Here is a 26,672-nt window from a genome sequence, read left to right on the forward strand (position 1 = left end):
CCAGGTCTATGCCCGCTTCGAGCACGCCCAGTACTTCGTCCGACGCACCAAATACGCCCCGGAAAAGCCGGAACTTCTGGTCAAGCAACTCGTAGACCCGGCGGTCGGCGGCGTTGCGTTCGTTGATGAAGTTGATCACGACCACGTCGTGACGCTGCCCGTACCGGTGGCAGCGGCCGATCCGTTGTTCGATGCGTTGGGGGTTCCAAGGCAGGTCGTAGTTGATCACAAGCGAGCAGAACTGAAGATTGATCCCCTCCGCAGCTGCCTCGGTGGCCAGCATGATCGACGTGTCGGTGCGGAAGCGCTCCACCAGGGCGGTGCGCATGTCCATGGGCCGGGATCCGGTCGCAAGATCCGGATTGGCGGCCAGCCATTCGTCAAGGATGGCACGGGAGCCAGGGTCTCCGTTCCCACCGTTGAACATGACGACGGATCCGGCGTGCCCGTTGGTCTCGAGATAATGCCGCAGATAGTCCTGTGTCCGGCGTGACTCCGTGAAGACCAGGGCCTTCTGGGCCGCCCCGGTCCTTTCCATCTCGGCGAACCCGAGCTCCAGAGCCCTGAGCAGTGCCGCCGCTTTGGTGTCGTCGGTGATGGCCGCCGCCAGCCCCCGTATCCGGCGAAGCTCCCGCAGTTCCTCATCGAAGGATGCCTGCGCAGGCGGGGACGCATCGATCGTGGGATCATCCCACGCATCTTCCATCTCTTCGTCCGGCAGGTCCTCCCGGTCCATGATGGAGCCCAGCAGATCGGCGGTATCGTCGGGATCATACCCGCTGCCCGCGCCGGCCCCCGACGCTTCCAGACGTTGGATGATGGTGTCCAGCGTTCCCAGGATCGCCTGGGTGGAGGAGGCCAGCAGCTTGCGCATGACCAGGAGCATCAGCTGTCGCTGACGCGAGGGAAGGGCCAGAACCTCGTCCCTCTGTAGAAAGGAGCTCACGGCCGTGTAGAGATCCTGTTCCGCATCCGTCGGCTGGAACGGAACGGTGATGGGGCAACGCTCCGTATACTGCACATATTCCTGGACATCTCTACGCAGGGTCCGGTGACAGAAACTACGCAGGCGGCCGCGCAGGGTTTCCATGTTGAATCCGTTGCCGGTGAAGTTCCGGCGGAACGTGGCGACATCGCCGAAAATGTACTCATCGACCAGCGATGCCAGGCCGTACAGCTCCATGGTAGAGTTCTGAAGCGGCGTGGCGGTCAGTAGAACCTTTCGGCGGCCCCGAAGGACGTCACGCAGCCGACTGCCGATGACGTTGTTGGGTTTCCAGCTGTTGCGAAGCCTGTGCGCCTCGTCCATGACGACAAGGTCGAATGTCGTCGTCCTCAGTGGCCCCTCAAGGCTCGCCGCGAGACCATATGATATCACCGAGACATGCCTGTCCGTGTCCAACGGATTCGGATCCGATGTCTTCGCCAAGCTCCGCCGATCAAGGATGGCGCAGGGCAGCCCGAATTTCTCCGTCAACTCGGCTGCCCATTGACGACGCAGGCTAGCTGGGCAGATGACCACCAGGCGGCGCTTGTGCTCTGCCCAGCTCTGCAGCAGCAGGAGGCCGGCTTCGACCGTCTTGCCCAGGCCGACCTCATCGGCAAGCAGCACGCCGGTGTCCAGTGGCGACCGCAATGCAAAGAGTGCCGCTTCGATTTGATGAGGGTTGAGGTCGATCGCCGCGTCCAGCAGCGAACGCGACAGTCGGGTGACGTCGTTGCTCTGGCTAGACCGCGTCAACTCATGAGCAAAATAGATGGCATGGAAGTTGGTGGGCATATCTCGCTCAGGCGCTGCGCAATCAACATTTTTGGTCGGCTATTATTCTCTCAGAAATCCGCCGCGCTCGCGCTAAAGAAGTTTATACCGCGCCGGGAAAATAATTGCCCAACGTCGACGCCTTCACGCTCGGCTGCGCCTCGGCTCGGGCGCCGATGGGGCGTTCGCTCCAGGCGATCACCCGCGGCGTAGTCGAGAAGGTTCCAGCCAGCCGCGACATCCCGCGGGAATGCGGCGCCGGGCACCCGCTTAATCTGCCGCTGGACCCGTTGCCCGGGAAGAGCCGGGCCAGCCGAGGTGTGGTCGCCCGGAACAATGGGCCGGAGTTATCCGGAGGTGGAGGTCGGGACCTTCCTTAACATCGTGGGGTCACTGGTTCAATCCCAGTCGCGCCCACCATCCTTTCCACCGAAATCAGCGCTTCGTAGAGAATGAACGCCGCGCCCCCGGGCAGGGTGATCTTCGGCCGGCCTGCTTGACGGGGCGGCCCGGCTGCGTGCCCGTCAGGGCGCGGCGGCTGCCGGGGGCCGCGGCTCCTCGGCGATGGCGGCGAGGGCGTCGGGGTCGCGGACGACGATGCGCCGCCGCGAGCTTTCCACGATGCCGTGCTCCTCCCATGCGCTCAGCGTGCGGCTGACCGTGTGCAGCGTGGCGCCGATCATCTCCCCCAGTTCCTGGCGGGTGATCGGGAAGTCGATCTCGACGCCCTCCGCGGTCCGCCGTCCGGCTTGGCCCAGCATGCGCAGGAGCGTGCGCGCGAGGCGCTGCTCGACGCGCTCGGTCGTGACCTCCCGCAGGCGGGTCTGGAGGTCGACCAGCCGTCCCCCGGCCAGCCGGCTGGAGGCGAGCGCGATCTTCGGATGCCGCTCGATCAGGTCCGCCATCGCGGCGGCCGGCCAGTAGATCTCCACGCTGTCGACGACCGCTATCGCGTCGGCGGGCAGCGGAATGCCCATCAGGACGGCGAGGGTGCCGTACATCTCGCCCGGACCCAGGTAGCGGAGCACGACCTGGCCCCCGTCCGGCGTGGTCTGGGAGATCTTGATCCGGCCGTCGATGACGGCGTGGCAGGTCGTGGCCGGGTCGCCCTGGACGAGCACCTGCATGTCCTTGGGCAGGCGGCGGGTATGTCCGCGGCGCACGACGTCGTCGAGGGCGTCGGCGTCGAGGCCGGAGAACAGATCGATCTTCGCGATGAGCGACCGGTCGGGCGTCAGGGGCATGGCGGCGTCAGCCTTTCGCGAAGAGACGGCGCCCGCCGGCGGCGCCCGGAAAACGATCGTGGATTTGTCGCGGCGCAAAGAGGGCAGGGGCGATCGCGCGCATCTTCCAGGTATCGGAAACAAACCGAACGAGCCCCTGGAGGGCGAAGACCATGAACACGCTGCGTACCCTGCTCGCCACGACCGCCGTCGCCGCCCTGACCGCGACGCTGCCGGCCGCAGCCCAGCCCGCCGGGACCGACGGGCACGCCGAAGCCGGCATCGCCGACATCGTCCGGCCGGCCACCGACCTTCCGGCCCCGATCGGCGCGCGCGCGCCCCGTCACCTGACGGTCGGCCTGGAGACGACCGAGGTGACCGGCCAGCTGTTGGACGGCGCGACCTACCGCTACTGGACCTACAACGACAAGGTCCCCGGCCCCTTCGTGCGCGCCCGCGTCGGCGACACCATCGAGGTGAGCCTGAAGAACGACGAAGACAGCATGATGATGCACAACGTGGATTTCCATGCCGTCACCGGTCCGGGCGGCGGCGGCGTCGCCACGACGGCGGCACCCGGCGAGACCAAGGGCTTCACGTTCAAGGCGCTCAACCCCGGCCTCTACGTGTACCATTGCGCGGTCCCCATGGCGGCCTCGCACATCGCGAACGGCATGTACGGGATGATCCTCGTCGAGCCGGAGGGCGGCCTGCCGCCCGTCGATAGAGAATACTACGTGATGCAGGGCGAGATCTACACGGAGGAGGCCTACGGCACGCAGGGCGAGCTGACCGAAAGCTTCGACAAGCTCCTGGCGGAGCAGCCCGAGTACTACGTCTTCAACGGCGCCGATAAGGCGCTGACCGGGGACAAGGCGCTTCACGCCAATGTCGGCGAGACGGTCCGCATCTATTTCGGCGTCGGCGGCCCCAACAAGACTTCGAGCTTCCACGTGATCGGCGAGATCTTCGACCAGGTCTACAGCCTCGCCTCGCTGACGTCGGAGCCGCTGCAAGACGTCCAGACGATCACGGTGCCGCCGGGCGGAGCGTCGGCCGTCGACATCACCTTCCAGGTCCCCGGCGACTACCTGCTGGTCGACCACGCCCTGTCGCGCGCCGCGCGCGGCCTGATCGGCACGATCACGGTCGACGGCCCGGTGGACACCGGGGTCTTCAAGGACCATGCGAGCCCGACCCAGGTCACGCAGATGCAGACGGCCCACTGACCCGAACCCGACGCGGGAAGGCCCGCCGGAGCGATCCGGCGGGCCTTTCGCGCGCGTCACGGCCCGAAGGCGGCGTCGCTCCACCCCGGCGGGACGCCGGTCATGTCGGGGAGCTGATGCGCGATGCCCTTGTGGCAGTCGATGCAGGTCCGCTCTCCGGTGAACAGGAATTCCTGGTGCACCCGGGCCGCCCGTGCGCCCTGCCTCGTGATGTCCATGGACTCGTCGCTGTGGCAGTTCCGGCATTCGAGGGAATCGTTCGCCTTCAGGCGGGCCCATTCGCGCTCGGCGAGGTGGCGGCGCATGTCGAGGAACTTGTCGCGGGTGTCGATCGAGCCGAACAGATGCCCCCAGACCTCCTTTGACGCCTGCATCTTGCGCGCGATCTTGTCCGTCCATTCGTGGGGTACGTGGCAGTCGGGGCAGGTCGCGCGGACGCCGGAGCGGTTCGTGAAGTGGATCGTCGTCTTCAGCTCCTCGTAGAGGTTGGCTTCCATCTCGTGGCAGCTGATGCAGAAGCGCTCGGTGTTCGTCGCCTCGAGGGCGGTGTTGAAGCCGCCCCAGAAGACGACGCCGGCGGCGAAGCCGCCGAGCGTCAGGAACCCGAGGCTGAGATGGCTGGCGGGGCTGGAGATCAGCCGCCAGGGGCGGCGAAGGAATCGGGGCAGCCTCATTCGCCGCGGCCCTCCTGCTGCCTGGAGCGCATGATCAGGGTGTCGGCGTCCTCGAACAGGTTTTCGACGACCGGCTCGGCCGTCGTCTGCGGGACGTGGCACTGCATGCAGAAATACCGGCGCGGCGACACGGAGCCCAAGGTCTGCCCGTCCCGGTCCACGTAGTGGGTGATGCTGATCATCGGCGCCTGGACCGCCTGCGTGTATTGACGGCTATGGCAGGTCAGGCACCGGTTGGTGTTCAGGTTGATCTGGTAGTCCCGGACGTTGTGGGGGATCACGGGCGGCTGTTCGGGATAGTTCCTCGCGACGCGCCGGTCGTCCGTGACCTCCGGAGGGATCGGTGGCGTGGCCGGCTCGTCCAGGAACGAGACGGGAGGGCGGAAAGGGGCGTCCGGCGCGCCCTGTCCCTGGGCGGGCAGCACCGCCGGGATCAGGAGAGGGATCGCCGCCAGCACGGCCAGGTATCGTGTCCTCATGCCTCGGCTCCTTCTCAGACGGCCTCGATCCTGACGGCGCATTTCTTGAAGTCGGTCTGCTTGCTGATCGGGTCGGTCGCGTCCAGCGTCACCTTGTTGATCAGCCTGCTGGCGTCGAACCAAGGTACGAAGACGAGGCCGCGCGGCGGCCTGTTGCGCCCCCGCGTCTCCACGCGCGTGCGCATCTCGCCGCGCCGCGAGATCACCCTCACCTCGGTGCCCCGGCGCAGTCCGCGCGCGTCGGCATCGTCGGGATGCATGTAGACGAGGGCCATCGGCACGGCCTTGTAGAGCTCGGGCACGCGCATGGTCATGGAGCCGGAATGCCAGTGCTCGAGCACGCGCCCGGTGACCAGCCACATGTCGAATTCCTCGTCGGGCGACTCGGCCGGCGGTTCGTAGGGGAAAGCGAACAGGATCGCCCGCCCGTCGGGGTTGCCGTAGAACTGGACGTCCCGGCCGGCCTCGACATAGGGGTCGTAGCCCTCGCGGTAGCGCCAGAGCGTCTCCTTGCCGTCGACCACCGGCCAGCGCAGCCCGCGCACCTCGTGGTAGACGTCGAAGGGGGCGAGGTCGTGCCCGTGATGCCGCCCGAACTCGGCGTATTCCTCGAACAGGCCCTTCTGGATGTAGAAGCCGAAATGCCGCGCTTCCGCATTCTCGTAGTCGGGATCGATGTCCGCGACCGGGAACCGGGACACCACCGCGTTTGCGAACAGAACGTCGTAGAGGCTGCGTCCCCGGTACTCGGGATGCCGGGCCAGCGTCTCCTCCGGCCAGACTTCCTCGACCGTGAAGCGCTTGGAGAACTCGACGAGCTGCCACAGGTCGGAACGCGCCTCGTCGGGTGCCGAGACGAGCTGGTGCCAGAAATGGGTCCGGCGTTCGGCGTTGCCGTAGGCGCCCTCCTTCTCGACCCACATCGCGGCCGGCAGGATGAGGTCGGCGGCCATCGCCGTGACCGTGGGATAGGCGTCCGACACGACGATGAAGTTCTCGGGATTGCGATAGCCGGGCCAGGTCTCGTTGTCGCTGTTGGGCGCCGCCTGGAGGTTGTTGTTGACCATGATCCAGTAGGCGTTGAGCTTGCCGTCCTTCAGCATCCGGTCCTGCTGGACGGCATGGTATCCGGGCTGGGCCGGCAGCAGCCCCGGGGGGAGCCGCCAGATCTTCTCGGCATAGGCGCGGTGCTCGGGATTGGCGACCTGCATGTCCGCAGGCAGGCGGTGGGCGAAGGTGCCGACCTCGCGCGCGGTTCCGCAGGCCGAAGGCTGCCCGGTCAGGGAGAAGGGGCTGTTGCCGGGCTCGGAGATCTTCCCCGTCAGCAGATGGATGTTGTAGATGAGGTGGTTCGCCCAGACGCCGCGCACGTGCTGGTTGAAGCCCATCGTCCAGAAGGACATCACCTTGACGTCGGGATCGGCGTAGAGCTCGGCCAGCGCTTCGAGCCGGTTCGCGGGGATGCCGGTCAGCTCGGCCGTGTAGTCCAGCGTATAGGTGCTGACGAACCGGGCGAACTCCTCGAAGCTGCTGGGCTGGGAGACGCCGGGGTCGCCCGCGTTGGCGGCGCGGACCTCGAGCGCGTGCTCCGGCCGCAGGCCGTAGCCGATGTCGGTCTGGCCCATGCGGAAGTTGCAGTGCTTCTCGACGAACGCGCGGTCGACGCGGCCGGTCGAGATGATGTGGTTGGCGATGTAGTTGAGGACCGCCAGGTCGGTTCCCGGCGTGAAGATCATCGGGATGTCGGCGAGTTCGTAGCTGCGGTGCTCGAAGGTCGAGAGCACGGCCACCTTGACGTGGCGGGCGCCGAGCCGCCGGTCGGTCACGCGGGTCCACAAGATGGGGTGCATCTCCGCCATGTTGGAGCCCCACAGGACGAAGGCGTCCGCATGCTCGATGTCGTCGTAGCAGCCCATCGGCTCGTCCATGCCGAAGGTGCGGATGAAGGCGACGGCGGCCGAGGCCATGCAGTGGCGGGCGTTGGGGTCGAGGTTGTTGGAGCGGAAGCCCGCACGCATCAGCTTGGACGCGGCATAGCCCTCCCAGATCGTCCACTGCCCCGAGCCGAACATGCCGACGGCCTTCGGCCCCTTCTCGCGCAGGACCCGCTTCCATTGCCGGGCCATCTCGTCGAAGGCCTCGTCCCAGGACACCGGCGCGAAGTCGCCGTCCTTGTGGAAGCGGCCGTCGCGCATGCGCATCAGCGGCTGGGTCAGCCGGTCCGCCCCGTACATGATCTTGGACAGGAAATAGCCCTTCACGCAGTTGAGGCCGCGGTTGACCTCCGCCTGCATGTCGCCATGGGTCGCGACGACCCGGTTGTCCTTGGTCGCCACCATGACCCCGCAGCCGGTGCCGCAGAAGCGGCACGGCGCCTTGGACCATTTCAGCTCCGCGTCCTCGCCGGCGACCAGGGCCGGCTGGGCCGTGGCCGGCAGGGTGATGCCGCCGGCCGCGGCGGCCGTGGCGACGGCCTGGGCCTTGATGAAGGTGCGACGGCTCAACATGTTTTTTCCTCCCTCGGCTTCGCGGTTTCAAGAAGCCGCCTCTTCGGGGTCGACGTGCTCTTCGGGGTCGACGTGGTGGAAGACCAGGACGGCGGACAGGACCCCCGGGGCCAGGCTGATCTCGGACATCCGGTCCGCGACCCAGCCCTCGTGGGGACCTTCCAGCGTCACGATCATCTTGCCGGACTGCACCGCATGGACCTCGGCGCCGGGCATCTCGGCGACGCGCGCCCGGACGGCGTCGGCGCAGTCCTGGCGCACATGGACGAGAAGGCTGGCGATGTGGACCTCAGCCGGCATCGGCGGCTCCATCGTTGCGGCGCATCGACACGACGTCGACCGGGCATGCGGACACGCAGGCGCCGCATCCCGTGCATGCCCGCGGGTCCAGGTTCGGGATGGCGATCCCTCCCGGCTCCAGCGTGAAGGAGATGGCGGCGGCCGGGCATGCGTCGCGGCAGCTTCGGCACACGACCCCTTGCCGGGCGAGGCATTTCGGGCCGATCGCCGCGACGATGTCCCAGGGGGTGCCGGACCGGTCGAAGGCGGGCTCGGGGCAGGCATCGACGCAGGCCCGGCAGAACGTGCATTCGCCCAGCGTGAAGTCGATCCGGGGAAAACCTCCGTCGCCCCGGACGAGCAGGCCGTCCGGACAGGCGCCGATGCACAGGCCGCACCGCGTGCAGGCGTCGGTGAAGCCGTCCCGGCGCGCCCAGGGCGGGCGCAGGGGCGCGGGCTCGACGCGCGAACGGCCCCGGAGCAAGGCGCGGCGCGCGGGATCGATGCCGTCTCTGATCATGGCGCGGTCATTCCGGATGTCGTCAGACGGGCGGGGGACCGGGTGGTCCGAGAATCAGTTGCGTCATCCAGACAATGAAACCATAGCCGCCGACGACCGCTACGGTGACGAAGGGCCAAATGACGACGGCCAGCAGCAGAAACATGACGATTTCACTGCGTCTCGTGGCCGAATCGGCAGGTGGATCTCCTGCCGCTTCCGGGTGATAGTCTTGGACAGATCTGTCTATCTTGTGCCGTTCCGCCATACCTCCTCCCTAAATCTCCCGAGAGGCCATGGTGATGTCTTTGTCGTTCTCGTGCAACTGCTCGCGCCACAATTCGTTCCGCAGCCTGTTGCGGTCCGAAGGCGGCCTGTGCCGCCGGGGCGGCAGAACGGGACGGAGCGGCGCATGCATCGACACATTCCTCTTGCGGTTTCGGCGGTCCTGCTCCTCGCGCACCCCTTGGCGGCGCAGGTGCGCGCCGGGACCGGGGACGCGACGGAGGGGCCCGACGGTCACCTCGTCCTGCAGGCGCTGGAACGGGCGACGTTCGAGCGGGAGGCGGCCCGGCTCGCACGGGAGCGGGCGGCGACGGAGGCGGTCCGGAGTTTCGCCGCACGGGACGAGGAGGACCACGCGGAGATGGTGGAGGCGTTGCGGCAGGTCGCCGGCGACATGGGCGTCCGGGTGCCCGTGGAGGGGAGGGACCGGGACGCGGCCGCCACGCTGGAGCGGCTGAGGACGGTCGAGGGTCCCGCATTCGACCAGGCCTACGCCCATGCGAGCGCGCAGAGCCACATGCGCCACTACAATCTCGTGGCCAGGATGGCGGCCCAGGCCCGGGACGAGGACCTCCGCCGCCTGGCCGACGCGCAGAAGACCGAGCTGGCGGAGCATCTGGACGCGGTCCAGGCCCTTCGCCGCGAGGTCTATCCGATCGTGCAGGGGCCGGTCGGCGTGATGCCCGACCAGCGGCAGCCCCCGACCGAGGCGGTGCCGCAGCGCACCACCGCCCCGTATTCCGACACGGCGGAAGGGGCGGAGCCGTAGGTGCTGACCGGTCCGCACCTACAGGACGCCGGCCAGCGGATCGGGGCCGATCACAAGCGGGTGCAGATGGACGAGGGACGCGGTGACGGCGGCGGCGAGGAGCAGCCGCCAGACGCCGATCTCCGCGGGAGCGAACCGCTCGCTTCCCGACAGGATGCGGGCGAAGGGGACGGCCCCGGCCGCGCCGCGCGGCCGGGCCAGCATGGCATTGCGCAGCAGGCTCGCCGCGGCGATCGCGGCCATGCCGACGAAGACGGCGACGGTCCTCGTCTCGCCGACGTTCAGCAGATGGACCAGGCTCCACAGCAGCACGCCGAGGCTGCCCGGCGTCGTCGTGATCCGGTAGATCCCGGCCATGCGCGACGGGTCCTGCGTCAGCCGGCACACCAGCAGCAGGATCGCGACCGGCATCGCCGCAAGCGCCGCGTACCGGCCTTCGAGGACGGGGTACCACAGCCAAGTCCCGGTCCCCGCGCTCCGGTAGGCGGCGATCACCAGGGCGAGCGCCGCCACCGAGACGAGCGAGTAGGCGGCAAGGAACGTCCCGCGGCCCAGCCTCGCCACCAGCCGTCCGCGGACCGCCGCCTGCGACGGGACGACGTGGCTCGCGACCAGGAACAGGAGGGCGGCGGACAGCATCAGCATGGGGCGTTCCTCGTTCGGATCATCACGCCGGGACGGCGCTCAGAGCTGGCCGAGCTGGTCGCCCAGGCGCTGCTTCGCCTTGTTCGGCAGCTTGCCGGCCGCCGCCTCGACGGCGGCGCGGTTGGGGGCGTCGTCGCCGACCTGGATCAGGCCGACCATGCCCATCGCGAGGTGCGGCTTGCACTGGTAGCCGTAGAGGCCGGGCACGTCGAAGGTGACGGTGACCTCCTGGTTCATCTTGCCGGCGAAGGCCTGCGCGCCGTCGGGCAGCATCGTCTTGACGCTTTCGGCGTTGTGCCCCTTGTCGGTGGGCACGAAGCGCACGGTATCGCCGGGTGCGATCTTCAGAACCGCGGGTTCGAAGACCATCATGCCTTCCGCGCCCTTGTTCAGCATCTTCACCTCGTGTTCGGCGGCGCCGGCCGCGACCGGGGCGGCGAGGGCGACGAGCAGGGCGACTGCAGGCAGGAAACGGGTCATGTCGTCGATCTTTCCATCACGCGAGGCCGACGGTGGTCCTGGCCTCTCCATGCCCGACCAGATAGGCGCATCCCGCGCCGGCTTCCTTGACCTGGCGCAAATCCCGCGCGCTTCCTGCGCAGGCCGGTGTCCGCGGTCGGTCTATTTGAGCCAGCGCAAAGCGGTGCCCATGCGATCCGGCTAGCCTGGGGGCGTCACGGGCGGATGCGGCATGCGCCGCCCGGTTGCCCGCAACGGGAGGCACGTCGTCATGACGGCAGCTTCGGTCACCGGGCCGGGAACGGCCCGCTTCGCGCTCTTCGCCTACGGCTTCCGGCCCTTCTTCCTGATTTCGGGCCTCTCGGCGGCGATCCTGGTCCCGGCATGGCTGGTGATCCTCGCAGGCGGGCTCGCGCCCGCGTTCAGCGTGCCTCCCGCCGGCTGGCACGGCCACGAGATGCTGTTCGGCTTCGTCGGGGCCGCGGTCGGCGGCTTCATGCTGACCGCCATCCCGAGCTGGACGGGAGCGCGCCCGGTGACCGGCGCGGTGCTCGCGGGGCTCGTGGCGCTCTTCCTCGCCGGCCGGATCGCCTCGCTGCCCGCGCTCGCCGCGTCGCCCGTGGCGGCCGCCGTGGACCTCGCCTTCTTTCCGGCGCTGGGCCTGGCCGTGACGGTGGCGCTGATCCGGGCGGGCAAGGCGCGCAACACCGCCTTTCTCGGCCTGCTCGCGCTGCTGACGCTCGCCAACCTCCTCGTGCGGCTGGAATGGGCGGAGGCGACGGCGGACACCGCGCGCCACGGCACGGCGCTCGCGATCGGCGTCGTCCTGATGATGATCGCCGTGGTCGGCGGCCGCATCATTCCCGCCTTCACCCGCAACGCGCTGCGCAGGCGCGACCCGGACGTCGCCATCGAGCTGGCCCCGTGGACCGATCGCGCCGCCCTGGTCCTGACCGCCGCCCTCGTCCCGCTCGACCTCGTGCTGCCGGGTAGCGCCTATGCCGGCCTCGCAGCACTCGCGGCGGCGGCGGCCCACGCCGTCCGGCTGTCCCGCTGGCAGGGGCACAGGACGCTGCACGATCCGCTCCTGTGGATCCTGCACGCGGGCTATGCCTGGCTGTGCCTGGGGCTGGTCCTGAAAGGCGCCGAGCTGACCTTCGGCCTCCCCCTCGGGGATGCGTGGCTCCACGCGCTGACGGCGGGCTGCTTCGCGACCATGATCCTGGCCGTGATGAGCCGGGCCGCCCTCGGCCACACGGGCCGCAGCCTCGAGGCCTCGCCCGGCATCACCGCCGCCTATGTCCTGGTCGTCCTCGCGGGGCTGGTCAGGACGGCGGCGCCGGTGCTCGCCCTGGCGACCGGGGGCGATGCCTACCGGCATGCGCTGGGCGCGTCCGGGCTGATGTGGGCGGCCGGCTTCGGCCTTTTCTGCATCCTCTACGCGCCGATCCTGATGCGGCCGCGGCCGGACGGCCGTCCGGGGTGAGGCCGGAGGAGCGCGCCGCACCGAGGCTCCGTCATGGGCACGGAGCCTTCGGCAGGACCGCTCAGTTGCTGGAATAGGCCTCCGCCTCCTGGCGGGCGATGGCGATCAGGTCCGATGCCGCGCAGCCGCGCGCCTGATGCATCATGATGATGTTGCGCTGGATGCCCACGAACATCGCGACCAGTTCGGGGTTCTGCGTCGCGAGGCGGGCCATGCTCGACCCGGACTGGCCCTGGGCGCCGCCCGGGGGGTGTCCCGCCTGCGTCCGCTGGCCGGCCGCGCGCAGGCCGTCATAGACCTCCTGGAAGGACCGCTCGAGAAAGCGGCAGTCGTTCTCCTCCTGCGCCGGGGTGCCGGGAGCCTGCTGCTGGGCGAGCGCGGCCGAAGGGCCCAGCGCGACCGCCGGGGCCAGCAGGGCCAGCGCCAGCAGGGTGTGTCGGACGTCCATGGAATCCTCCTGTGGTTTTCTTGCCCCGGTCCCAACAACCGGCAGGCCCGGTTCTCACCCCGTCGCGGCCGAACCCGCCGGAAGTTTGCGCCACGTCAAAGACCGGGTGGCGAGGGGCTCGTAAGGTCGGCCCGTCGGGTACGGGACCCCGTGCCCCGCGTATCGCGAACTGAAAGAAGACGAGCGATGCAAACCAAGAAGCTTTGGCTGGTCCTCGCCCTGGTCATGGCGGCTTCCTTCGCCGTGCTCGGGCTGATGGGGCGCCAGATACATCGGGAAGCGCCGCCGATGCCGACGCAGGTCGTCGCGTCGGACGGTTCGCTGCTCTACACGCAGGACGACATCCAGCAGGGCCGCCTCGCCTGGCAGTCGATGGGCGGCATGCAGGTCGGCTCCATCTGGGGGCATGGCGGCTACGTCGCGCCAGACTGGTCGGCCGACTGGCTGCATCGCGAAAGCCTCGCCCTGCTCGACCTGTGGGCCCTCAGGGATCACGGCGCCGCCTATGGCGACCTGGACTCGGGCCGGCAGGCGTCGCTGCGCGACCGGCTGACGGCCGAGATCCGGACCAATACCTTCGACCCCGCCACCGGCACCATCGTCGTCGGGACCGACCGGGCGGCGGCGATCCGGGACGTGGCCGGCCACTACGCGGCGCTTCTCGGCGACGATCCGGAGCTGGCGGGCCTGCGCGAGCAGTACGCGATCGCCAACGACGCCGTGCCCGACGCCGGCCGGCGGGCCGACATCGCCGCCTTCTTCTTCTGGACGGCCTGGGCGGCCGGCACCGAGCGGCCGGGCGACACCGTCACCTACACCAGCAACTGGCCGAACGAGCCGCTGATCGGCAACGTGCCCTCCGCGCCGAACGTGATGTGGTCGGTTCTCTCGATCGTCCTGCTGGTCGCCGGCATCGGCGCCCTGGTCTGGCATCACGCACGCACGCAGCACGAAGGCCACGTGACGCCGCCGACCGCCGATCCGCTGCTCGCGCTGCGGCCGACGCCCTCGATGAAGGCGACCGGCAAGTACTTCCTGACGGTCATCGGCCTGTTCCTGCTCCAGATCACGCTCGGCGCCGTGACCGCCCACTACGCGGTCGAGGGGCACGACTTCTACGGCATTCCGCTGAGCGAGGTGCTGCCCTACGCGGTCACCCGCACCTGGCACACCCAGCTCGCGGTCTTCTGGATCGCCACCGCGTGGCTCGCCACCGGGCTCTACATCGCGCCGGCGATCTCCGGCCACGAGCCGAGGTTCCAGCGGCTGGGCGTGAACGTGCTCTGGGGCGCGCTCGTGTTCGTCGTACTCGGCTCCATGGCCGGCGAATGGCTGGGCGTCCAGCAGGTGCTCGACCTCGACACGAACTGGTGGTTCGGCCATCAGGGCTGGGAATACGTCGATCTCGGCCGCTTTTGGCAGATCCTGCTGTTCGTCGGGCTGATGCTGTGGCTGGTCCTGGTCGGCCGCGCGCTCTGGCCGGCGCTCAAGAGCCCGTCCGAGAGCAAGCCCGTGCTCCTCGTGATGTTCCTGTCGACCATCGCGATCGGCATGTTCTACGCGGCCGGCTTCATGTGGGGCAAGCACACCCATCTCAGCATGGTCGAGTACTGGCGCTGGTGGGTGGTCCATCTGTGGGTCGAGGGCTTCTTCGAGGTCTTCGCGACGGCGGTCATCAGCCTGCTGTTCGTGAAGCTGGGCCTGGTGCGCGCCCAGACCGCCAACGTCGCGGTGCTGGCGAGCACGATCGTGTTCCTGTTCGGCGGCGTGCTCGGCACGGCGCACCACTGGTACTTCGCCGGGACCCCGGTCTCCGTGATCGCGATCGGCTCGGTGTTCTCCGCGCTCGAGGTCGTGCCGCTCGCCCTCGTCGGGGCGGAGGCCTTCGAGACCTATCGCCACACCAGGGCTGCGCCCTGGGTCCAGACCTACAAGTGGCCGATCCTGTTCTTCGTGGCGGTGTCGTTCTGGAACCTGCTCGGCGCCGGCGTCTTCGGCTTCCTCATCAACACGCCGATCGCGCTCTACTACGTGCAGGGCCTGAACCTGACCGCGAACCATGGCCACACCGCGCTGTTCGGGGTCTACGGCATGCTCGGCATCGGCCTGATGCTGTTCTGCCTGCGCGGCCTGGCGAACCGGCTGGCCTGGAACGACGGTCTGCTGAAATGGACGTTCTGGCTGCTCAACGGCGGCCTCGCCATGATGTCGTTCCTGTCGCTGTTCCCGGCCGGCATCTATCAGGCCTGGGCCAGCATCAACAACGGCATGTGGTACGCCCGCTCGCCGGAGATCATCCACTCGCCCGTGATGGAGACGCTGGTGTGGATGCGCGTGCCCGGCGACGTCGTCTTCAGCATCGGCGCGGTGGTCCTCGCGGTGTTCGCGCTGCGCCTGGTGCGGGGTCGCGGCACGCCGGTCCGCACGCCGGTCCCGGCAGCGGTCCAGCCGGCCGAATGACCTTCCCGGGGGAGGCGGCGCGCCTCCCCCGTCCCCTTTTCCTGTGCACCGGCGTTCCGGCCCGCGGCCGAGCAGGAAGATCCCAAACCGCCAGCGCGGCCCCGAGCCGCGGAGTTCCAGACGATGCGATCCGAGATCCTGACCCGCTATGCGGAACAGCGCCTGCCGAGATACACGAGCTACCCGACGGCGCCGCATTTCTCCGAGATGGTGGACGCGCGGACCTACCGGCGTTGGCTGTCGCAGGTGCCGGCGGACGCCGAAGCCTCGCTCTACCTGCACATCCCGTTCTGCCGCTCCATGTGCTGGTACTGCGGCTGCCACACGACGATCACCCGGCACGACGGGCCCGTCCTGGACTACCTGGACGCGATGCGGCGCGAGATCGCGGCGGTCTCCTCGGCGCTCGCGCACCCGCTCGGCGTCGGGCACGTCCATTTCGGCGGCGGCACGCCGACGCTCCTCCGGCCCGAGGACTTCCTGACGCTCATGGACCTGCTGCGCGACCGCTTCCGTCTGCGGCCGGACGCCGAGGTCGCGGTCGAGATCGATCCCCGCACGCTGACGCCGGCCATGACGGCCGCCCTGGGCGCGGCCGGCGTCACGCGGGCGAGCCTTGGCGTGCAGAGCTTCGACCCCACGGTCCAGCGGGCCATCAACCGGATACAGAGCTTCGAGCAGACTGCGGAGGTGACGAACGGCCTGCGCGCCGCGGGCGTGGGCGGGATCAACTTCGACCTGATCTACGGGTTGCCGCACCAGACCGTCGCCTCGTGCCTGGACACCGTCGCGCGGTGCCTGGAGTTGAGGCCCGACCGGTTCGCGGTCTTCGGCTACGCCTATGTTCCCGGCTTCAAGCCGCATCAGCGCAAGATCGACGAGACGGTCCTGCCCGCAGCCGCCGAGCGGCACGCCCAGGCCGAGGCGATCGCCGAGGCCCTCGGGGCCGCCGGCTACCGGCGGATCGGCCTGGACCACTTCGCCCATCCCGACGACCCGATGTCGCGTGCGTCGGACGCGCGGACGCTCCACCGCAATTTCCAGGGCTACACGACGGACCGCGGCGACCTGCTGCTCGGCTTCGGCGCGTCCGCCATCGGCCGCCTGCCGCAGGGCTATGTGCAGAACGCGGTCGTCCTCGGAAGCTACGCCAAGCGCATCCAGGCGGGCGAGCTGGCCACGATCAAGGGCTTCGCGCTGAGCGAGGACGACCGGCTGCGGGCCGAGCTGATCGAGCGCATCATGTGCGACTTCTCGGTGGACCTCGGCGCCGTGTGCGCCCGGCACGGCCGGGATGCCGCCAGCTTCGTCGCCGACCTGCCGGGCCTGGACCAATTGGTGACCGACGGCGTGGCCATGCTGGAGGGCGGGTCCATCCGGGTTCCCGAGTCGGCCCGTCCTCTGGTGCGGGCGGTCGCGGCATGCTTCGATGCCCATCTGCCGGTCCCGGGCCGCCGGCACGCGCCGGCCGTCTGATGCCGCGTCTTGCGCGGCGTGCGGCGGCAATCCCATTGCATGCGGTACACGCAGGTCCGTCATTCAACGAATGGGGTATGTAAAAAGGCGGAAATTTCTCGGTCCCGGCGTGGAGAACCGGTATCACGGAATCGCACCGCCAATAGAGTTGCTCAGCCTCGATGGTCCGCCGGTTCCGCCATTTGCTGGTTCGCCACGAACCGCGCCCGTCCTCGTTCCTGGCCGGGGCGAAATCCGCCCTGGGCGGCGGCCTCGCAATAGCGGCCATCGGCGGGCTGGCGAGCGCGACCGACCTGCCGATGCTGCTCGCCCCCTTCGGGGCGACCTGCGTGATCCTTTTCAGCTATCCGACGAGCTCGCCCGCGCAGCCGGTCAACGTGCTCGTCGGCTACGTGCTGGCGACGCTGGTCTGCCTGGCGCTCGGCACCTTGCTGCCGGTCCACTGGACGGCGGCCGCCCTCGGCGTCGGGGCCGTGATGCTCCTGATGGCGCTGTTCCGCACCACCCATCCACCGGCCGGCGCCCTGCCCATCCTGCTGCTTGGCGGAACTCCCGCGGCGACGCTGGTCAAGGTGGTGCCGGTGGGGGCGCTGTGCCTCGTGCTGCTTGCCGCCGCGTACCATGTCCTGCCGCCGTCGCCGGTACGGTACCCGCACCGGTGAAGGGGCGCGTGCGGGTTTGGCCTCGTGGAACCCAGGGATAAGGAGGAAGCGTTTCATGTTCAGTCACGTGACGGTCGGCTGCCGCGACCTGGAGCGGGCGGCGGCGTTCTACGATGCGGTCCTGTCGCCGATCGGGCTGCGGCGGCGCGCCGTGGCGCCCGACGGGGGACCGGCGGGCGCCGGCTGGGTGGTGCCCGGCCAGGCGTTGCCCAGGTTCTACGTCTATCTTCCGTTCGACGGAGCGCCCGCAAGCGCCGGTAACGGCGCCATGGTCGCCTTCGCCGCAGGCTCGCCGGCGGCAGTCGACGCCGCGTACGAGGCCGGCCTGGCGGCGGGTGGCACGGACGAAGGCCGGCCGGGGCCGAGGCCCCACTACGGGGACGGCTACTACGGCGCGTATCTGCGGGACCCCGACGGGAACAAGGTGCACGTCGTGCATCGGGGCGACATCCGGCCGGAACCGGGCTGACGCCTAGCCGGCCACTCCCAGGCCGAGGATCGCGGTCAGGATCAGGGCCGCCAGGAACAGCGTCTCGCCGACGACGACCGCCACCGGCCGCCAGCCGACGGCCACCAGCTCCCGCATCGACGTCTTGACGCCGAGCGCCCCGATCGCGGCCACGAGGGACCAGCGCGAGACCTCCGCCAGGCCGTGCGCGACCGGGGCCGGCATCAGGCCGGCGCTGTTGACCAGGACCAGGGCGAGGAACGCCAGGAGGAACCCCGGCGGCATGGGCACCCGGAACCCGCTTCCGGACCCGGTCCGGCGCTGGAAGCCGATCATGAAGCACATGACGACGGGGGCCAGGAGCGCGACGCGTACGAGCTTGACGATCGTCGAGGTGTCGCCGGTCTCTACCGATATCATGTAGCCGGCGCCGACGACCTGCGCCACGTCGTGGATCGTCGCCCCCAGGAAGACCCCGGCCTGCGCATGGGTCAGCCCCAGCGCGGTCGCGACGGGCGGGTACAGGATCATGGCGACCGTCGACAGCGTCGTGACGAGTGCCACGGTCAGGATCAGGTTGCGTTCGCCGTGCTGCCCGCGCGGCATGGCCGCCGACAGCGCCATCGCCGCCGAAGCGCCGCAGATCGCGACCGAGCCGCCGGACAGGAGCCCGAAGTTCCGCTCGATCCCGAGCAGGCGGGCCAGCAGCCAGCCGCACAGGATCGTGCTGCCCACCCCGGCGAGGACGCAGGCGACGGTTTCCCAGCCCAGCGCCGCGATCTGGCCGGCCGTGATCCTGGCCCCGAGCAGCGCGACGCCCGCGCGCAGCACGACCCGCGCCGTGAAGTTGATCCCCGGCACCGCGCGGCCGTCCTGCGAAAGGAAATGGAGCGCCATGCCGAACAGCAGGGCGTAGAGAAGGGTGGGCCCGCCGTAGTGGTCGGAGATGAAGGTGCTCGCGAGCGCGATGGTGACGGCGACCAGAAAGCCGGGGCTCGTCTCGGCGAGCCGCGTTCGGCACGCCTGGATCGAAGCGCCCATTCGGGCGCCGACCGGATGTTCGAGCATCATGTCGTCCGTCGTCGCGAAAAAAGGGAACGGGGCGAAAAGGGAACGGGAAGGGCGCCGCCGCAGGGCGGAGGAGGGGCGGAGGAGGGGACGAGGCGGGCGCGGTGCCCGCCTCGCCCCCGTCGCGCCGATGCGGTCGTGGCGTGGAGCGGGCCGCGCTCAGACGGGATTCTGCGGGCGCATGTCGGACGGATCGATGCCGGCGACGACGACCGGCTTCTTCATGGCGTCGCGCCGGAAGGGCTCGCCGAGCTCCTGGTTGAGGATGATCTCGACGAAGGTGGTGATCCCGTTCGCCTGGTCGCGGACGGCGTTCCGCAGGGCCTCGGTGACCTCCTCCTGGGTCGTCGCCGTGACGCCCTTGAGACCGCAGGCCTCGGCGATCTTCGCGTAGCTGAGGCTCGGGTGGAGTTCGGTGCCGACGAAGTTGTTGTCGTACCAGAGCGTCGTGTTCCGCTTCTCCGCGCCCCACTGGTAGTTGCGGAAGATCACCATGGTGATGGCGGGCCATTCCTCGCGGCCGATCGAGGTCATCTCGTTCATGGAGATGCCGAACGCGCCGTCGCCGGCGAAGCCGATCACGGGCGCGTCCGGACAGCCGATCTTCGCGCCGATGATGGCGGGAAAGCCGTAGCCGCACGGCCCGAACATGCCCGGCGCCAGGTATTTGCGCCCCGCCTCGAAGGTCGGGTAGGCGTTGCCGATCGCGCAGTTGTTGCCGATGTCGGTCGAGATGATGGCGTCGGCCGGCAGGGCGGCCTGGATCGCCCGCCAGGCCTGGCGCGGCGACATGCGCTCGGCGTCGCGCTCGCGCGCCTCGACGTTCCAGCGCGTGCCGGGATCGTCGTCCTCGTGGTCGAGGGAGGAGAGCATCTGCAGCCAGGCGGACTTGGTCTGGTGGATGAGCGCCTTGCGCCCCTCGCGCCCCTGGTCGCCGGCCGCCGGCGAAAGCTGTTCGAGGATCTGCCGGGCGACCTGCCCGGCGTCGCCGCAGATGCCGACCGACACCTTTTTGGTAAGCCCGATGCGGTCGGGATTGATGTCGACCTGGATGATCTTCGCGTCCTTCGGCCAGTAGTCGATGCCATAGCCGGGAAGGGTCGAGAACGGGTTCAGGCGCGTACCCAGCGCCAGCACGACGTCGGCCTTGGCGATCAGCTCCATGGCGGCCTTCGAGCCGTTGTAGCCGAGCGGGCCGACGGCGAGGGGATGGCTGCCGGGGAAGGCGTCGTTGTGCTGGTAGCCGCAGCAGACCGGGGCGTCGAGCCGTTCGGCCAGCGCCATGGAGTCCGCGATCGCTCCGCCGATGACCACGCCCGCGCCGTTCAGGATCACCGGGAACCGCGCCTGCGACAGCAGCCTGGCCGCCTCGGCGACGGCCTGCCGGCCGCCCGACGGGCGTTCGAGGCGCACGATCTGCGGCAGCTCGACGTCGATGACGTGGGTCCAGTAGTCGCGGGGGATGTTGATCTGGGCCGGGGCGCAGCCGCGCCAGGCCTTCTCGATCACCCGGTTCAGGACCTCCGGCACCCGGGACGGATCGCGCACCTCCTCCTGGTAGCAGACCATCTTCTCGAACATCGCCATCTGCTCGACTTCCTGGAAGCCGCCCTGGCCGATCGTCTTGTTGGCGGCCTGCGGGGTCACCAGAAGCATCGGCGTATGGTTCCAGTAGGCCGTCTTTATCGAGGTCACGAAGCCGGTCACGCCGGGGCCGTTCTGGGCGATCGCCACCGCCATCTTGCCGGTCACCCGGCTGTAGCCGTCGCAGATCAGCGCGGCGTTGGTCTCGTGCGCGCAGTCCCAGAACGTGATGCCGGCCTTCGGAAAGAGGTCGGAGACCGGCATCATCGCCGAGCCGATGATGCCGAAGGCGTGCTGGATGCCATGCATCTGGAGGACTTTGACGAAGGCTTCCTCGGTCGTCATTTTCATGGCGGCTACCTTTTTGCTGTCGGGCTTTTGCTGTCGGGAGGTGTTGGCGGCGTGGCGATGACGGCGCGCGGACTACAGGTACTCGTCCTTCAGCTGGTACCAGAGATAGAGCATCCGCTGCCCCATCCGCCGGAACGGCGCGAAGACGTGGCCGGGCAGCTCGGACCGGAAGATCGGCAGGTCGAGCGCCGGGTCCTGGACGCCCGCAACGCGTTGCGCCATGCGCCGGCCCGCCTGCGCCGAATACATCACCCCGTTGCCGCCGTAGCCGAGCGCGTAGTACAGCGTCTCCGCCGGGTCGGGTTGATGGATGCGGGGCATCATGTCGTGGCTGACGTCGACCCAGCCCCACCAGGAGTAGTCGATGTCGATCCCCGCCAGCGCCGGCAGCTTGCGGGCCAGGCCGTCGGTCAGGACCTTCAGGTGGACCGGGTTCGCCGCCTCCGAGCCGGTGACCGCGGCACGGCTGCCGATCTGCATGCGCCGGTCGGGCAGCAGACGGTAGTAGAAGCGCAGCACGCGCGTGTCGGTAATGACCTGGTGCGTCTTCAGCCCGCAGGCCTCGATCTCGCCGGCGGTCAGGGGCCGCGTCACCATGGAGTTGGACAGGATCGGCATCACGCGGTTGCGCAGGCGCGGATGCAGCATCTGGGCGGTGTAGCCGCCCGTCGCCACGGCCACGGCCCGGGCCCGGACCACGCCGCCGGGCGTCCTGAGGTGATGGACGCCGTTGCTGGTGGTCCAGCCCGTGACCGGGCTGGAGGGATGCACGGTCGCGCCCAGTTCCCGCGCCCTGCGCAGGTAGCCGTGGGCGAGCTTCAGCGGATGCACGCCGATCCCCTCGGGCTCGTGCTGGGCGCCCACGGCCTCCGCTTCGTTCACGAAGTCGCGATGCAGCTCGTCGCGGGTCAGCATGCGGGCGCCGTAGCCGAAGACCTCGTTCAGGACGCCGGTCTCGGCGGTCAGCTTGGCCAGCGCCTTCCGGTTATGGGCGACGTAGAGATGGCCGCCCGCCTGCGGGTCGCAGTCGATGTCCGCGACGAGGGCCTTGAACGTGTCGAAGGCATCCAGCACCTCGGCGTGCATGCGCCTGGCGACGTCCACGCCCCAGCGCTGGATCCATTGCGACCGGGACAGGCGTCCCGACGCCGCCTGCGCCTGTCCGCCGTTGCGGCTCGTGCAGCCCCAGGCCACGCGGTTGGCCTCCAGGACGGTCGCCTTGATCCCGTGCTCGCGGGCCAGGAACAGCGCCGTCGAAAGCCCGGTGAAGCCGGACCCGATGATGGCGACGTCCACGTCCATGTCGCGGGTGACCGGTCCGTCGTCCGGGGGCGCCTCGCCCGCCGTCGCGACCCAGTAGGTGGGCGCGTAGTCCTGGCCGTGGCCGGGGACCGGGCCGACCAGGGGATCGTAGAGCGGGTCGTAGCGCGCCCAGGTGCCGCCGGCCGCCGCGCGGGGAGTTTCTGCCTGGATTGCATGGGCTTGCATGATGGGGCTCCGGGTGGACGGCGGGGGTCAGGCCTTGAAGCTGGGCCGCTGCTTGCGGAACGCCCGCTTGCCGGCCACGCGCGGGCCCTCGAAGGTGAAGAGGTCGACGCCCTCGGCCTCGGTCCGCATGCCCTGCCGGTCGGTCCCCGTGAACGTCCATTCGGAAAAGGCGCGGTCGCCGGCGATCGTGTGGCGCGTCACTTCCCAATGCGCGTCGGGCATCCCGGCCCACACGGCCGCGAAGGCGTCCCGGACCGCGCGTCCCTGGATGCGCGTCCCGTGGACGTCGGACCCTCCGACGGTATCGAAGACGCAGTCCTCGGTCATGCGGGCGACGACGGCATCGGCATCGTGTCTGTTGAACGCTTCGAAGATCTCGACAAGCGTCGCGTGGCGGTCGGTCTCGATTGACATGACGTTATTCCTTGGGCCTGCTGTGCATCCCACTGCCGCGGAGCCGCGACGGATGTATTCTGTTGTCGTGGGAATTTACGGGCGGGGCGGGGTCGGCGGTTAGAGCCAGCTTGGGATCAAGCATTGCGCCAGAGAGGACGGCGTCGGCTCACGGGGTGCTCACGGGGTGCTCACCGGGCGTTGGCCTGCGCGACCGTCACCACGATCATGCGGAAGACGTCGTCCGCCGTGCAGCCGCGCGAGAGGTCGTTGGCGGGCTTCGCGAGGCCCTGCAGGACCGGGCCGATCGCCTTGGCCTTTCCCAGCCGCTCGGCCAGCTTGTACCCGATGTTGCCGGCATTCAGGTCCGGGAAGATCAGCACGTTCGCCGCGCCCGCGCCCATGCCCGCGGTCCCCGATCCGGTCGTCTTGCGCGCCCGGATCTCGGGTATGAGGCTCGCGTCCAGCTGGATGTCGCCCTCGATGGCCAGGTCCGGCCTCGCCGCGCGCGCGAGCGCGGTGGCGGTCGCGACCTTGTCGACGAGGGGATGGCTGGCACTGCCGCCGGTCGAGAAGGACAGCATCGCCACCTTCGGCTCCAGATGCAGAAGGTCGCGCGCGCTGTCGGCCGAGGCTATGGCGATCCGGGCCAGTTCCTCGGCGTCGGGCGAGACGTTGAGGCCGCAGTCCGCGAAGATCATCGCGCCCTTCAGGGCGTCGTGATGCGGCTCGCACAGCATCATGATGAAGAAGCTGGAGACGAGGCCGCTGCCGGGCGCCGGGCCGATCACCTGCAACGCCGCCCGGACCGTCGCCGCCGTCGTCGCTACGGCGCCGCCGACGCAGCCGTCCGCCTCGCCGAGCCGCACCATCAGGGCGGCATGGTAGAGGGGATCGCGCGCGACCTGCGCCGCCGCTTCCGGCGTCATGCCCTTGGCCTTGCGCAGCGCCAGCAGTTCCTGCGCGTAGCGCTCCAGATGCGGGGCGGTCGCGGGATCGACGACCCGGAGCGCCAGGCCGTCGCCGCCGCCCTGCCGCTCGAGATGCTCGCGGACGGCGGATGCCGGCCCGATCAGCGTCACCTCGGCCACCCCGTCGCGCAACGCGCGCAGGGCGCCCTCGACCACGCGGGGATCGTCGCCTTCGGCCAGGGCGATGTGGCGCGGCCGGTGCCGCGCGCGGGCCAGTAGATCGTCGAACGGCTTCATCGGTCTCTTCCTGCGGGGAGCCGCTTTACGAGTAAGGCCGATCGCGTGGAAGCATCTAGCACCAGTTCCGCCCAATCGTTGGACCACGCCGCCCCAGTCGTCGGAGCACGTCGTCGAGAACATTGACGGGCACAGCCGCCCGACCCGATGATCGTGCGGTAAAGTACGCTGCGACTGGGGATGCGATGTCTACGGAGCGCCGGATCAATTCGGCGGAGTGGGACCGGTTGTTCGTCCGCAGCGAGGCGACGGGTCGTTCCTTGCAGACGCGCGTACGGGAAATGATCGTCGCGGCCATCGCCGAGGGCTGGCTGCGGCCGGAAACCCCGTTGCCGTCCAGCCGGGCGCTCGCGGACTGTCTCTGCGTCGCGCGGAACACGATCCTCCTGGCGTACCAGCAGCTCGTGGACGAGGGCGTGCTCGAATCCCGGGCCCGGAGCGGCTACTTCGTGTGCCCGCAGGCGAAGCCGATGCGCCCCGACATGGCAGGGCGGGACGAGCCGTCCGGCGCCGGCGTGGACTGGAGCGCCAGGCTGCGCGCGTACCCGTCGCGCCAGCGCAACATCGCCAAGCCGCGCGAATGGAGCTCGTATCCCTATCCGTTCATCTACGGACAGTTTGATCCGGCGATCTTCCCGGCGAACGACTGGCGCGAATGCGTCAGGCAGGCGTTGAGCGTGCTGGAGATCCGCGGCTGGGCCGCGGACATGATCGACGGCGACGACGTGTACCTGATCGAGCAGCTGCGCACCCGCGTCCTGCCGCGCCGCGGCATCTGGGCCGGTCCGGACGAGGTGATGGTCACGCTCGGCGCGCAGCAGGCCCTCTACATCCTCGCCCATCTTCTGGTCGGCCGGGACGACGTGGTCGGGATCGAGGACCCGGGCTATCCCGACGCGCGCAACATCTTCCGCCTGCGCACGCCGCACGTCGTGCCGGTGCCCGTCGACGACGAGGGCGCCATCGCCGACCGGATACCCGATGCCTGCTCGGTCCTGCTGCTGACGCCGGCCCGCCACTGCCCGACGGGCGTTACGCTCTCGGCCGCGCGGCGGGCGTCGCTGCTGCAGCTTGCGGCCGAGCGGGACATCCTGCTGATCGAGGACGACTACGAAAGCAATTTCGGGCTCAGCTCCGACGCGGCATCCACCTTGCGGGCCCACGATCCGTCGGGGCGGGTCTCCTATGTCGGCAGCCTGTCCAAGACGTTGGCGCCCGGCCTGCGGCTCGGCTTCATCGTCGGAGCGCCCGACCTGATCCGCGAGGCCCGCGCGCTGAGGCGCCTGATGATGCGCCACCCGCCGACCAACAATCAGCGCGCGATGGCGCTGTTCCTGGCCCTGGGGCATTTCGACCGCCACCTGCGGCGTTGCGTCGACGTGCTGACGGAACGCGCCCTCGTGATGCGGTCGGCGCTGGCCGAGCACATGGACGGGTTCGAGTGCCGCTTCGGCACGGGCGGATCGAGCGCCTGGGTCCGCGGACCGGAAGGCTTCGACAGCCGCCGCCTCGCCGCCGGGGCGCGGGACGCCGGCGTGCTGATCGAGCCTGGGGACGTGTTCTTCCTCGACGACCAGCCGCCGCTGAACTTCTTCCGGCTGGGGTTCTCCGCGATCCCGACCCACCGCATCGAGGCAGGGATCGAGCTGCTCGGCCGGCTGGCACGCGCCGCCGAACAGTCGTCGCCGGTGCCGGAGCGGCCCGCCTCGTCCGGCGCGGCGCTGGATGCCGCCCATCGCGCCGTGAGCGGGTAAGGCCCGCGCGGGCCGTCGCCGGGCGGCTACGGTCCTCCCGCGATTTCCAGGATCGCCTTCGCGCCGCTCGCGACGGCGACCGCCGCCAGCAGCACGAGCGAGACGGTCCGGTGCGCCCGGCCGGCAGCCCCCGCGAAAAGGCGCTCCCCGAGCCATGTGCCGGCCAGCATGGCGGGAAAGCCCGCCAGGGTGAGCGGGACGAGGCCCGGTTCCAGCAGGCCGGCGGCGAGCAGGCTCGCCGCCGCTGCCGCGGAGGTGGCGGCGAAGAACACCAGGAGCGAAGCGCGGACGGTCTCGGGCCTCAGCGCGGAGGCCATGTAGTAGGCGACCACCGGCGGCCCGGGCATGGCGGCGAGGCCGTTGAACACGCCCGCGGTCAGCCCCACGAGCGCCGCCGTCCTGCCGAGGGGCGGCGCGCGCAGGCTGAAGCCGAGCGCCAGGGCGGCGATGGCGAGCGCGCAGACCGCCGAAATGGCGAGCCGGGCGACCCCGGCCGGAAAGCTCGCGAGGGCCAGGACCCCGGCCGGGGACCCGATCGACGCTCCGGCGATCAGCCATCGCAGCGACGGCCAGTGACAGCGGCGTCCGTGCCGCGGCAGGTCCGTCAGGCCGCCGCACAGCTGCAGGGCCACCGCCAGCGGGACGGCCTCGCCGGGGGGCATCACCAGGCTCAGGAGCGGCACCGCCGCGATGGCGAAGCCGAACCCCGCGAAGCCGCGCAGCACCGCAGCCGCGAGGACCACCGCGACGGCGGCCCCGGCCGTCCCGGGGTCGAAGCCTTTCCAGGCCGGCAGGTCCGCCATCATCTCGGGGATCATCTACCGCGCCTCGCGGACCGAAAGGCCGGCGGGGGCGCCGTCAGAAACCCATCTGCCGCGGCAGCCAGAGCGCGATCCCGGGAAAGAACGCGATCAGGAAGACCGCGATGATGTTCATGATCGTGAAGGGGATGATCTTGACGAAGATCCGCTCGATGCTGGTGTTCGAGACGCCGGAGGAGACGAACAGGTTCTCTCCCAGCGGCGGCGTCTGGAAGCCG

Annotated in this window: 27 protein-coding genes; 8 read left to right on the top strand and 19 right to left on the bottom strand. The window is 69.7% G+C overall.

Annotated elements, in window-relative coordinates:
• The 3 genes from VGO20_RS05760 to VGO20_RS05770 all read right to left on the bottom strand — a co-directional run.
• Positions 1–1,780: SNF2-related protein (locus VGO20_RS05760; RefSeq protein ID WP_327501348.1), on the bottom strand; the 1,780-nt coding region annotated here is incomplete at its 3' end.
• Between the two features lie 503 nt (positions 1,781–2,283).
• Positions 2,284–3,003 carry a Crp/Fnr family transcriptional regulator gene (locus VGO20_RS05765; protein WP_327501349.1) on the bottom strand — a complete coding sequence of 240 codons (720 nt, stop codon included), beginning with the start codon at positions 3,001–3,003 and terminating at the stop codon, positions 2,284–2,286.
• Between the two features lie 7 nt (positions 3,004–3,010).
• Positions 3,011–3,157 carry a hypothetical protein gene (locus tag VGO20_RS05770; protein ID WP_327501350.1) on the bottom strand — a complete coding sequence of 49 codons (147 nt, stop codon included), beginning with the start codon at positions 3,155–3,157 and terminating at the stop codon, positions 3,011–3,013.
• Between VGO20_RS05770 and nirK the strand changes: the two genes are divergently transcribed.
• Positions 3,156–4,211, top strand: a complete 1,056-nt coding sequence (nirK, locus tag VGO20_RS05775) for a copper-containing nitrite reductase (RefSeq protein ID WP_327501351.1) — start codon at positions 3,156–3,158, stop codon at positions 4,209–4,211. The genes VGO20_RS05770 and nirK overlap by 2 nt on opposite strands.
• A 56-nt stretch (positions 4,212–4,267) precedes the next feature.
• Here nirK and VGO20_RS05780 read toward each other — a convergent pair whose 3' ends face one another.
• From VGO20_RS05780 to napE, 6 genes are read right to left on the bottom strand one after another with little or no spacing between them, the layout of a single operon-like run.
• The gene (locus VGO20_RS05780; protein ID WP_327501352.1) at positions 4,268–4,885 is read right to left on the bottom strand and encodes a cytochrome c3 family protein; all 618 of its coding nucleotides are present in this window, start codon (positions 4,883–4,885) and stop codon (positions 4,268–4,270) included.
• On the bottom strand, positions 4,882–5,364 hold the full coding sequence (locus VGO20_RS05785; RefSeq protein ID WP_327501353.1) for a nitrate reductase cytochrome c-type subunit: 483 nt from the start codon (positions 5,362–5,364) through the stop codon (positions 4,882–4,884). Before VGO20_RS05785 ends, VGO20_RS05780 begins: the two co-directional genes overlap by 4 nt.
• A 14-nt stretch (positions 5,365–5,378) precedes the next feature.
• Complete coding sequence (gene napA, locus VGO20_RS05790) at positions 5,379–7,871, bottom strand: periplasmic nitrate reductase subunit alpha (protein WP_327501354.1); 2,493 nt, start codon at positions 7,869–7,871, stop codon at positions 5,379–5,381.
• A 27-nt stretch (positions 7,872–7,898) separates the two neighbouring features.
• Entirely contained in the window at positions 7,899–8,171 is a 273-nt protein-coding gene (locus tag VGO20_RS05795; RefSeq protein WP_327501355.1) for a chaperone NapD, read from the bottom strand.
• On the bottom strand, positions 8,161–8,670 hold the full coding sequence (napF, locus tag VGO20_RS05800; RefSeq protein ID WP_327501356.1) for a ferredoxin-type protein NapF: 510 nt from the start codon (positions 8,668–8,670) through the stop codon (positions 8,161–8,163). Before napF ends, VGO20_RS05795 begins: the two co-directional genes overlap by 11 nt.
• A 22-nt stretch (positions 8,671–8,692) precedes the next feature.
• On the bottom strand, positions 8,693–8,917 hold the full coding sequence (gene napE / locus VGO20_RS05805; RefSeq protein ID WP_327501357.1) for a periplasmic nitrate reductase, NapE protein: 225 nt from the start codon (positions 8,915–8,917) through the stop codon (positions 8,693–8,695).
• Between the two features lie 144 nt (positions 8,918–9,061).
• On the opposite strand from napE, the gene VGO20_RS05810 reads away from it, so the two are divergent.
• Positions 9,062–9,703: a DUF4142 domain-containing protein gene (locus VGO20_RS05810; protein WP_327501358.1), complete on the top strand. Its 642-nt coding sequence runs from the start codon at positions 9,062–9,064 to the stop codon at positions 9,701–9,703.
• An 18-nt stretch (positions 9,704–9,721) separates the two neighbouring features.
• Here the strand turns inward: VGO20_RS05810 and VGO20_RS05815 are convergent, their stop codons facing one another.
• A complete protein-coding gene (locus tag VGO20_RS05815; protein WP_327501359.1) occupies positions 9,722–10,348 on the bottom strand; it encodes an NnrU family protein in 627 nt (208 codons plus the stop codon).
• A gap of 39 nt (positions 10,349–10,387) precedes the next feature.
• A complete protein-coding gene (locus VGO20_RS05820) occupies positions 10,388–10,828 on the bottom strand; it encodes a pseudoazurin (RefSeq protein WP_327501360.1) in 441 nt (146 codons plus the stop codon).
• Between the two features lie 250 nt (positions 10,829–11,078).
• Between VGO20_RS05820 and VGO20_RS05825 the strand changes: the two genes are divergently transcribed.
• Complete coding sequence (locus VGO20_RS05825) at positions 11,079–12,293, top strand: NnrS family protein (protein ID WP_327501361.1); 1,215 nt, start codon at positions 11,079–11,081, stop codon at positions 12,291–12,293.
• Positions 12,294–12,354: 61 nt separating this feature from the next.
• Here VGO20_RS05825 and VGO20_RS05830 read toward each other — a convergent pair whose 3' ends face one another.
• Positions 12,355–12,741: a hypothetical protein gene (locus VGO20_RS05830; protein WP_327501362.1), complete on the bottom strand. Its 387-nt coding sequence runs from the start codon at positions 12,739–12,741 to the stop codon at positions 12,355–12,357.
• Positions 12,742–12,927: 186 nt separating this feature from the next.
• Between VGO20_RS05830 and VGO20_RS05835 the strand changes: the two genes are divergently transcribed.
• The 4 genes from VGO20_RS05835 (at position 12,928) to VGO20_RS05850 (ending at position 17,808) form a co-directional block, all read left to right on the top strand.
• On the top strand, positions 12,928–15,201 hold the full coding sequence (locus VGO20_RS05835) for a nitric-oxide reductase large subunit (protein WP_327501363.1): 2,274 nt from the start codon (positions 12,928–12,930) through the stop codon (positions 15,199–15,201).
• 123 nt (positions 15,202–15,324) lie between these two features.
• Complete coding sequence (gene hemN / locus VGO20_RS05840; protein ID WP_327501364.1) at positions 15,325–16,677, top strand: oxygen-independent coproporphyrinogen III oxidase; 1,353 nt, start codon at positions 15,325–15,327, stop codon at positions 16,675–16,677.
• 182 nt (positions 16,678–16,859) lie between these two features.
• Positions 16,860–17,339, top strand: coding sequence for an HPP family protein (locus tag VGO20_RS05845; RefSeq protein WP_327501365.1), 480 nt, complete (start codon positions 16,860–16,862; stop codon positions 17,337–17,339).
• A gap of 55 nt (positions 17,340–17,394) precedes the next feature.
• Complete coding sequence (locus VGO20_RS05850; RefSeq protein WP_327501366.1) at positions 17,395–17,808, top strand: VOC family protein; 414 nt, start codon at positions 17,395–17,397, stop codon at positions 17,806–17,808.
• A gap of 3 nt (positions 17,809–17,811) precedes the next feature.
• On the opposite strand, the gene VGO20_RS05855 is transcribed toward VGO20_RS05850, so the two are convergent.
• From VGO20_RS05855 to pta, 5 genes are all read right to left on the bottom strand, one after another.
• A complete protein-coding gene (locus VGO20_RS05855) occupies positions 17,812–18,858 on the bottom strand; it encodes a YeiH family protein (RefSeq protein ID WP_327501367.1) in 1,047 nt (348 codons plus the stop codon).
• Positions 18,859–19,014: 156 nt separating this feature from the next.
• Complete coding sequence (gene xsc, locus VGO20_RS05860; protein WP_327501368.1) at positions 19,015–20,790, bottom strand: sulfoacetaldehyde acetyltransferase; 1,776 nt, start codon at positions 20,788–20,790, stop codon at positions 19,015–19,017.
• A 72-nt stretch (positions 20,791–20,862) separates the two neighbouring features.
• A complete protein-coding gene (locus VGO20_RS05865) occupies positions 20,863–22,278 on the bottom strand; it encodes an NAD(P)/FAD-dependent oxidoreductase (RefSeq protein WP_327501369.1) in 1,416 nt (471 codons plus the stop codon).
• Between the two features lie 27 nt (positions 22,279–22,305).
• Positions 22,306–22,692 carry a nuclear transport factor 2 family protein gene (locus tag VGO20_RS05870; protein WP_327501370.1) on the bottom strand — a complete coding sequence of 129 codons (387 nt, stop codon included), beginning with the start codon at positions 22,690–22,692 and terminating at the stop codon, positions 22,306–22,308.
• 170 nt (positions 22,693–22,862) lie between these two features.
• Positions 22,863–23,879 carry a phosphate acetyltransferase gene (pta, locus tag VGO20_RS05875; RefSeq protein ID WP_327501371.1) on the bottom strand — a complete coding sequence of 339 codons (1,017 nt, stop codon included), beginning with the start codon at positions 23,877–23,879 and terminating at the stop codon, positions 22,863–22,865.
• Between the two features lie 260 nt (positions 23,880–24,139).
• On the opposite strand from pta, the gene VGO20_RS05880 reads away from it, so the two are divergent.
• The gene (locus tag VGO20_RS05880; RefSeq protein ID WP_327501372.1) at positions 24,140–25,633 is read left to right on the top strand and encodes an aminotransferase-like domain-containing protein; all 1,494 of its coding nucleotides are present in this window, start codon (positions 24,140–24,142) and stop codon (positions 25,631–25,633) included.
• Between the two features lie 26 nt (positions 25,634–25,659).
• On the opposite strand, the gene VGO20_RS05885 is transcribed toward VGO20_RS05880, so the two are convergent.
• Positions 25,660–26,451, bottom strand: a complete 792-nt coding sequence (locus VGO20_RS05885; protein WP_327501373.1) for a sulfite exporter TauE/SafE family protein — start codon at positions 26,449–26,451, stop codon at positions 25,660–25,662.
• Positions 26,452–26,491: 40 nt separating this feature from the next.
• Positions 26,492–26,672, bottom strand: a 181-nt coding sequence (locus VGO20_RS05890; protein ID WP_327501374.1) for a TRAP transporter large permease subunit, incomplete at its 5' end; no start/stop codon positions are given.

It is taken from the genome of Arenibaculum sp., assembly GCF_035998295.1.
GTDB lineage: Bacteria > Pseudomonadota > Alphaproteobacteria > Azospirillales > Azospirillaceae > DASYHS01.

What these genes read in the sequence shown, in the direction of transcription:
- VGO20_RS05765 (WP_327501349.1), bottom strand. Translation starts at nt 3,003, where the DNA reads ATGCCCCTGACGCCCGACCGGTCGCTCATCGCGAAGATCGATCTGTTC.
- nirK (WP_327501351.1), top strand. Translation starts at nt 3,156, where the DNA reads ATGAACACGCTGCGTACCCTGCTCGCCACGACCGCCGTCGCCGCCCTG.
- VGO20_RS05770 (WP_327501350.1), bottom strand. Translation starts at nt 3,157, where the DNA reads ATGGTCTTCGCCCTCCAGGGGCTCGTTCGGTTTGTTTCCGATACCTGG.
- VGO20_RS05780 (WP_327501352.1), bottom strand. Translation starts at nt 4,885, where the DNA reads ATGAGGCTGCCCCGATTCCTTCGCCGCCCCTGGCGGCTGATCTCCAGC.
- VGO20_RS05785 (WP_327501353.1), bottom strand. Translation starts at nt 5,364, where the DNA reads ATGAGGACACGATACCTGGCCGTGCTGGCGGCGATCCCTCTCCTGATC.
- napA (WP_327501354.1), bottom strand. Translation starts at nt 7,871, where the DNA reads ATGTTGAGCCGTCGCACCTTCATCAAGGCCCAGGCCGTCGCCACGGCC.
- VGO20_RS05795 (WP_327501355.1), bottom strand. Translation starts at nt 8,171, where the DNA reads ATGCCGGCTGAGGTCCACATCGCCAGCCTTCTCGTCCATGTGCGCCAG.
- napF (WP_327501356.1), bottom strand. Translation starts at nt 8,670, where the DNA reads ATGATCAGAGACGGCATCGATCCCGCGCGCCGCGCCTTGCTCCGGGGC.
- napE (WP_327501357.1), bottom strand. Translation starts at nt 8,917, where the DNA reads ATGGCGGAACGGCACAAGATAGACAGATCTGTCCAAGACTATCACCCG.
- VGO20_RS05810 (WP_327501358.1), top strand. Translation starts at nt 9,062, where the DNA reads ATGCATCGACACATTCCTCTTGCGGTTTCGGCGGTCCTGCTCCTCGCG.
- VGO20_RS05815 (WP_327501359.1), bottom strand. Translation starts at nt 10,348, where the DNA reads ATGCTGATGCTGTCCGCCGCCCTCCTGTTCCTGGTCGCGAGCCACGTC.
- VGO20_RS05820 (WP_327501360.1), bottom strand. Translation starts at nt 10,828, where the DNA reads ATGACCCGTTTCCTGCCTGCAGTCGCCCTGCTCGTCGCCCTCGCCGCC.
- VGO20_RS05825 (WP_327501361.1), top strand. Translation starts at nt 11,079, where the DNA reads ATGACGGCAGCTTCGGTCACCGGGCCGGGAACGGCCCGCTTCGCGCTC.
- VGO20_RS05830 (WP_327501362.1), bottom strand. Translation starts at nt 12,741, where the DNA reads ATGGACGTCCGACACACCCTGCTGGCGCTGGCCCTGCTGGCCCCGGCG.
- VGO20_RS05835 (WP_327501363.1), top strand. Translation starts at nt 12,928, where the DNA reads ATGCAAACCAAGAAGCTTTGGCTGGTCCTCGCCCTGGTCATGGCGGCT.
- hemN (WP_327501364.1), top strand. Translation starts at nt 15,325, where the DNA reads ATGCGATCCGAGATCCTGACCCGCTATGCGGAACAGCGCCTGCCGAGA.
- VGO20_RS05850 (WP_327501366.1), top strand. Translation starts at nt 17,395, where the DNA reads ATGTTCAGTCACGTGACGGTCGGCTGCCGCGACCTGGAGCGGGCGGCG.
- VGO20_RS05855 (WP_327501367.1), bottom strand. Translation starts at nt 18,858, where the DNA reads ATGATGCTCGAACATCCGGTCGGCGCCCGAATGGGCGCTTCGATCCAG.
- xsc (WP_327501368.1), bottom strand. Translation starts at nt 20,790, where the DNA reads ATGAAAATGACGACCGAGGAAGCCTTCGTCAAAGTCCTCCAGATGCAT.
- VGO20_RS05865 (WP_327501369.1), bottom strand. Translation starts at nt 22,278, where the DNA reads ATGCAAGCCCATGCAATCCAGGCAGAAACTCCCCGCGCGGCGGCCGGC.
- VGO20_RS05870 (WP_327501370.1), bottom strand. Translation starts at nt 22,692, where the DNA reads ATGTCAATCGAGACCGACCGCCACGCGACGCTTGTCGAGATCTTCGAA.
- pta (WP_327501371.1), bottom strand. Translation starts at nt 23,879, where the DNA reads ATGAAGCCGTTCGACGATCTACTGGCCCGCGCGCGGCACCGGCCGCGC.
- VGO20_RS05885 (WP_327501373.1), bottom strand. Translation starts at nt 26,451, where the DNA reads ATGATCCCCGAGATGATGGCGGACCTGCCGGCCTGGAAAGGCTTCGAC.